Source organism: Microcoleus sp. AT8-A3 (genome assembly GCF_036705675.1).
In the GTDB taxonomy this organism is placed as follows: Bacteria; Cyanobacteriota; Cyanobacteriia; order Cyanobacteriales; family Microcoleaceae; genus Microcoleus.
The window spans coordinates 1-6065 of sequence record NZ_JAUBVD010000049.1 but is presented as its reverse complement, the minus strand read 5'-3'; the positions used below and the strand labels follow the sequence as shown (position 1 = coordinate 6065).

Genomic DNA, 6065 nt, shown 5'->3' with positions numbered 1-6065 from the left:
TAACGGATGTAACGGATGTAACGGATTGAAGGAAGAAGGGAGAAGAAATATTCGGCGATAGAAATCGGTTGTAGGCACACGAAACGCGCCAGCTAAGGGTGGGAAATATCGGGCGATTTCTATCGCCCTTTATCCGGGGAAGTTGCTAAATTAGTGCGCCGTTGATAAAGCTGCTAACTACAGCCAAGGCGATCGCCCCCAGTACCGCGCTCCAAAGGCCCATCCGCAAACTAAATCCTTCAACTAGCTTCGCAGCCGAGGCAAAAACAATCACGTTCATTACAAAAGCAAACGCGCCGGAAAGCAACCCCAACGTCAGTAGGTTCGGCACGAAAAAAACTGCTTTCAGAATTGGCAAAATTAAAACATTCAACATTCCCAAAACTGCAGCGGAAATTACTGCTTTCGGTGTGCTGTCAATTTCTACGCCGATCGGCAGTTGAGAAATCAGTAGCAAGCTGCTACCCGTCACCAGCCAAGCAATCAAAAAATCGATCGGTTCCACAGCGCTCGTACCTCCTTAACAGTTGAATTGTCAAAAAAACTTGATATTTAACATACATCTTATATACCTTAATCAAGCAATCCGGCTGATTCGTCTACCAACGGGCCGAATTTATGTCTGTCACTAAAGAGTGAGAAGTTATAATCGCTGTATCATAGGCAAAATAATCCGGATGGGAACCGTATCAACCTGTTAGTTGAATAAAAAGAGCAGATTAATTAATATGGCTGGCGATTTTTCTTTTAACTCTAAAGTCCGATTCGACAAAAATGGCTTGGACAATGCTTCACGGCAACGCAGCCGATCGCTCCAAGTTATGATTTTTATGCTGATCGTCACTACCTTGATGGCGCTACCAATATTTCGTCTAGCCGAATTGCAACTGATACAGGGAGCCTACAACCGACAGCGGGCGGAAAATAACCGTATTCGCCCTGTTTCAGTCCCAGCGACTCGCGGTCAAATTTTAGACCGCAACGGCAAAATTTTTGCGGCCAGCCGCGTATCTCGATCGGTCTATGTGTGGCCAAAAGAGCGATCGGCCAAGGAGTGGCAAGAGATCGCCGCTACACTGGGCCCGATCGTCAAACTTCCCGCGGCCGAAATTGTCAAAAAAATCGATGCCGCTGGCTACAGATCGGCCCTGCCAGTGCGAATTAGTAAGGATATTGATGTCGGTACTTTCGTCGCTTTGGGAGAACAAGCTAATAGTTTGCGGGGAGTTGAAATTCGCGTAGAATCGAGCCGAGACAATCCCCACCAGCAATTAGCAGCTCACCTTTTGGGGTACGTCGGCGAAGCTAGTTTAGAGCAATTAAAAGCTAATCCTGCATATCCGATGGGGATGCTCGTGGGTCAAATGGGAGTTGAAAAATTAGCCAATTCAACTTTAGAGGGCGTTTGGGGAAACCGTTTAATCGAGGTGAATGCTAAGGGCGAGGAAATCCAAGATTTAGGTGTAAAAGACCCTATTCCCGGCAAACCGGTGCAGCTAACTTTAGATTTAGATATGCAGAAAACTGCAGAAAAAGCTTTGGGCGATCGCCTGGGTGCAGTTGTGGCGATCGACGTAAAAACCGGAGCTCTTTTAACAATGGCTAGTTGGCCGACATTTGACCCCAATATTTTCACCCGCAAGGTGACTCAAACAGAATGGGAGCGGCTGCAAGGGCCAGAAAAACCGTTTTTAAATCGAGCCGTTCAAGGTTATCCAGTCGGTAGCACTTTTAAAATTGTCACTGCTATAGCGGGGATGGAGTCGGGCAAGTTTTCTCCTGACTCGACTGTGGCCACTTCTTCTTCAATTACGATCGGCGGAATTTCTTTTAACGAACACAGCGGCGGTTACGGCGTTATCGGTTTCCGCGACGCTTTAGCCTACAGCAGCAATACGTTTTTCTATCAAGTAGGTATGGCTGCCGGCCCCGAAGAAATGGCGAAAGCAGCTAAAAAAATGGGCATTGGCGGTACTATTAATTTAGACCTTTTGGGGTTGGAATCCGCCAATCACGGTCAAGTTCCGGTACCAGCAGAGAAACAGAAAATGTATGGGGAAGATTGGTATGTTGGGGATACGGTAACAATGTCGATCGGTCAAGGTTTGGTACTTTGTACTCCCTTAGAATTGGCTGTGATGGTGTCAACTGTTGCTAATGGCGGTTATCGAGTTCAGCCGCATTTATTGGCTTCTCAAACTAACACTCCTATTACCAAAAAAGTTCCCACAGGTATTAAGCCTGCCACTTTGAATGTTGTTCGCGAGGGATTGATTGACGTGGTGAAAAAAGGTACTGGCAAACGCATGAATGATGGTACTATTCCTTTAAGTGCTGGTAAGACTGGGACGGTGGAAATGCCCGGTCATCCTGACAATTCTATGTTTGTGGGTTTTGCTCCCGCTGACAAACCGGAAGTTGCGATCGCAGTTATAGTTGAAGGCGGCGGATTTGGTTCTGTATCGGCGGCACCAATTGCTCAAGAGGTATTCCGAACCTATTTTCAAAAGCAGGGTTTTAAACCTACTAATAAGCCTCTCTAGTCATTCGTTAATTGTTAACTGTTGACTGTTGACTGTTCTCATTTTGTCCAATAATTCGATCGCACTATTCTTGATATCTTGGAAAAGTGCGATCGAACAAAAGTTTTCCCCTACCAATCGTCTCACTTCCACGGTTGATAAATTCATCATTTGCGCTACCTGTTCCCGACTCATTCCAGAATTTAAGAGTTGAGTTACGAGCGATCGTAATGTTGACTCCGCTGCCAGTCGTCCCAGGTTTTCTTCGTTGTAAGTCTTCAAAGGGGTAAAAGGCGGTAAAAGGGCGATCGGCTAATATTGCTCTTTAGTAAATGCAGTATTAATGAAGATGAAGATTAGTTCAATTTTATTAAAAGTCAAGAGCCTGGTAGGCCTAGCAAGTTTTCCCGCCTACGTTGTTTGATTTAATAATATAAAGAAAGTTCACGAGCCGCTGTTACAGCGGCTCCAAGTGAATTAATACACACAAATACCTAGACGTTGGCACCCATCATTCCTCTCACTGCCATCGGGCATAATAGTGTGGCAGAAAATACATTCTTGTTCCAGCCAGTATTCGATGTCTACACCGGAAGCACCGAACAAATTAGAGCGATAGAAGTTGGTCTTCTCCACCAGGGTTTCATCCAACTCGGCACGTACAAAACAAGCATGAGTCAAGTCAGCTCGATCGAGGATCGATTGAGCGAGGGTAGCTCCATCCAAGCGGGTATGTTGCAGGATGGCGTTCTCCAGAGACACTTCAGCCAATTCGGCTCCAATCAGGTAAGTTCGAGAGAAGTCAGTTCCAATCATCGAACCCTGCAGAACAGCCCCGGAAAAATTGGCATCGCTCAAGATTGCTCCTTCCAAATATATGAACGCACTAACACGAATCCCAGCAAAGTTTCGCTCAAGAGCAGCATAACGTTCGAGCAATTCTGAGGCACTCATTTCAGTAAATAGCGATCCTTTCATAGGTCGTCTTCTCCTAAATCTCAATATACTGCTGAATAAAGGGATTACTCTAGGGTTGATTTAAGTGGTGTTAACTTGAACATTGCTTCGATTCTATCCTTAATAGGGTGGGGAATTGATTTAATATAAAAAGAGGCGCGATCGCTATTTAGTGAATGCAGTATTATTGATAGTGTAAATAGATTCAGGACATCCAACATGGACGTTGAAGAACTATATAGGCGATACGCTGCGGGAGAAAGGGATTTCTCAGGAGTTGATTTAAGTCATGCTGACTTAAACGTTGCTAACGTGACATACATCGAAGACCTCCAACCAGGTCAGAATGAGTTGAGTGGTATCAATCTCAGCGGTGCTAACTTGACTAGAGCCGATTTGAGTTATGTTAATCTCAGCGGTGCTAACTTGAGCAGTGCTAACCTAGAGTTTGCTACCCTATCGCTGACTATATTGACTGGTGCCAATTTGAGGGATGCTATCCTAGATTACGCTCAACTCTTAGGCGACCTAATTGATGTTGACTTGAGAGAAGCCAGCTTGTTTTGTACGCTATTGAATTGTACCAACCTGACCAGAGCCAACTTGATGGGGGCAACATTTCAAGTCAGTCCAAAGGGGCGTTTGATTTTTAGTGATACCATCATGCCAGATGGAACTATTAATAATGAAGATGAAAATTATGAGTAACCTAAATCATTTATGTAAGAGTGTGTAATAGTAATGCTGGCTGGATAGCATTTTCAAATATTTTGCTTTGCACAAATCATTTAGGTTCGCTATATATAGTTCAATTTCATTAAAAGTCAAGAGCCTGGTAAGCCAAGTCAGCTTTCCAGGCTACTTTGTTTGATGTCTAGACCATCAGCCTTATGATTCGATTATTTCCTCAATCTCGTCGGGAATATTTGAGAAAAAGTCAAGTCCAGTCAATTCCTCAACTTGGTTAACAGTCAGCTTCCATGTTTGCCAATTTCTCCAAGCAGCTTTGTTTTGTATGTCTGGAAGACTCAACCCTAATAAACTATTGAAAGGGTGAGGAACTGGTACCGGAAAATCTCCATTATTACCCACTGTGCCATTTGGATTAGTTGGTACATGATCTGGCTCAACTTCGTTGGGTGTCAAAATGCCATAAGTTCCAGCGTTAGCAATTGTGACATTAGCAGGAGTCAGTCCTGGTTGCTCTAAATCCAGTACAACCTTCCAAGTCCAACCAGGAATATTGATTCCTTTGTTAGTAAGAATTTGGGGGTTTGTTAATGTGCTAGGCTTCGAGTTATGACTGAAACGCTGCGGATTCAGATTGCTGCCATAACCCCCAGCAACAACATAAAGCTCTTTTGGGGTTTCAGTAATTGGATCGGTCTCAGTAATCTGTTTAAGAAAACCGTCGAAACTTGTCCATGCTGGACTATCAGGGATTTCTCCTCGGAAATCATTGTTATTATCATAATGCTGTGGAACTACATTTGTCAACAGAAAAGTGGCTATGTTGTCTTTTTCGCTATTGGTGCGGTGAGACGAAGGTAGCATATGCCCCTTTGAGTAATCACTGCCACGGTAGTCTTTATCTACGATCCGACCCCAGCTTTCAGGAATACTTTTATCTTCAATAAAGTCTATTTTTGAGCGAGGAGTTTCACCCAGCCACTTTCGATTCATTTGCCAACTTACCCATTTAGGAGTTTTACTGCTGTCATCATAAGCAGTGGCAAACTGTGCTTTCTCTAGCAAATAGTTATTGCTATCTGCAACGTCAAGGTCAGTTGTGTTCCTTGCATCTGAGGGATTTCCAAACAGTAGATGTTGACTTTTGAAAAATACATTATCTAAGTAAACAGTACCGCCACCAACTACTTCAAACTTGAGGGTTGCTACTTTACCGCGCAAATTGTCAGGTACCTCTATTTGGAAAGTCTCAAACCCTTCAATTCCATAATCAATCTTTTGGGTGTCTGCTAAATAAGCACCTGGTGTACGATTTGCTCGCGTCAAGTTGATGGATGATGAAACGCCTAAAGGACTTCCATCTGCTGCTGACAAAGTGACCAAAACATTTCTTCCTCGTTTCAGTTCTGCTTCGGGAACATGGAGGTCAAAGCGTAAATTTCCCCAATCAGGTACAACAAAACGGTTGTGGGTAATACTTTTGCCTGAGTCTAACTTCAGAGCATAATTAGCTTGAGTTCGATCTACTCCTATCCTATCCAGTTCTGCGTGCAAAGCCGGAGCCTGTGTTGCAGATAGCTGATTTACATCAACAAGATTGTTTGTAGTTACGCTCGCTGACGTTTCGCCATTATGAAAAGACCAGCCAGGAATCGCATCAGAAAAAATAGTCCGATTACCACCCTGCGGATTAAAAACCGCATCAAAATTGCCATTAAACAAAGTAGGAACCGCAAAATCTCCCCGCATTCTGGCATCATAAGTATTGTCAAAATCTACCGGTATGCGCTCTACATTCGTTTGGGGCCGCAACTCCGAACCGCCGCCCAAAACCGAATAAAACCACCCCGTACCAATTCCCTCCCAAGGAGCAGCATCAACACCATGTTCAAAACT

Annotated in this window: 6 protein-coding genes; 2 read left to right on the top strand and 4 right to left on the bottom strand. The window is 44.1% G+C overall.

What is annotated here, in order from left to right:
• Nucleotides 1-145 precede the first annotated feature (145 nt).
• A complete protein-coding gene (locus tag QUB51_RS23190; RefSeq protein WP_333052282.1) occupies nucleotides 146-505 on the bottom strand; it encodes a phage holin family protein in 360 nt (119 codons plus the stop codon).
• A 223-nt stretch (nucleotides 506-728) separates the two neighbouring features.
• Here QUB51_RS23190 and mrdA point away from each other — a divergent pair, with 223 nt between their 5' ends.
• Complete coding sequence (gene mrdA / locus QUB51_RS23185; protein WP_333052285.1) at nucleotides 729-2543, top strand: penicillin-binding protein 2; 1815 nt, start codon at nucleotides 729-731, stop codon at nucleotides 2541-2543.
• Here mrdA and QUB51_RS23180 read toward each other — a convergent pair whose 3' ends face one another.
• On the bottom strand, nucleotides 2544-2804 hold the full coding sequence (locus QUB51_RS23180) for a hypothetical protein (RefSeq protein WP_333052287.1): 261 nt from the start codon (nucleotides 2802-2804) through the stop codon (nucleotides 2544-2546).
• A gap of 195 nt (nucleotides 2805-2999) precedes the next feature.
• On the bottom strand, nucleotides 3000-3500 hold the full coding sequence (locus QUB51_RS23175) for a pentapeptide repeat-containing protein (protein ID WP_333263456.1): 501 nt from the start codon (nucleotides 3498-3500) through the stop codon (nucleotides 3000-3002).
• A 198-nt stretch (nucleotides 3501-3698) separates the two neighbouring features.
• Between QUB51_RS23175 and QUB51_RS23170 the strand changes: the two genes are divergently transcribed.
• Nucleotides 3699-4187, top strand: a complete 489-nt coding sequence (locus tag QUB51_RS23170) for a pentapeptide repeat-containing protein (protein ID WP_333052292.1) — start codon at nucleotides 3699-3701, stop codon at nucleotides 4185-4187.
• A gap of 180 nt (nucleotides 4188-4367) precedes the next feature.
• On the opposite strand, the gene QUB51_RS23165 is transcribed toward QUB51_RS23170, so the two are convergent.
• Nucleotides 4368-6065: DNA/RNA non-specific endonuclease (locus tag QUB51_RS23165; protein WP_333263453.1), on the bottom strand; the 1698-nt coding region annotated here is incomplete at its 5' end.

What these genes read in the sequence shown, in the direction of transcription:
- mrdA (WP_333052285.1), top strand. Translation starts at nt 729, where the DNA reads ATGGCTGGCGATTTTTCTTTTAACTCTAAAGTCCGATTCGACAAAAAT.
- QUB51_RS23175 (WP_333263456.1), bottom strand. Translation starts at nt 3,500, where the DNA reads ATGAAAGGATCGCTATTTACTGAAATGAGTGCCTCAGAATTGCTCGAA.
- QUB51_RS23170 (WP_333052292.1), top strand. Translation starts at nt 3,699, where the DNA reads ATGGACGTTGAAGAACTATATAGGCGATACGCTGCGGGAGAAAGGGAT.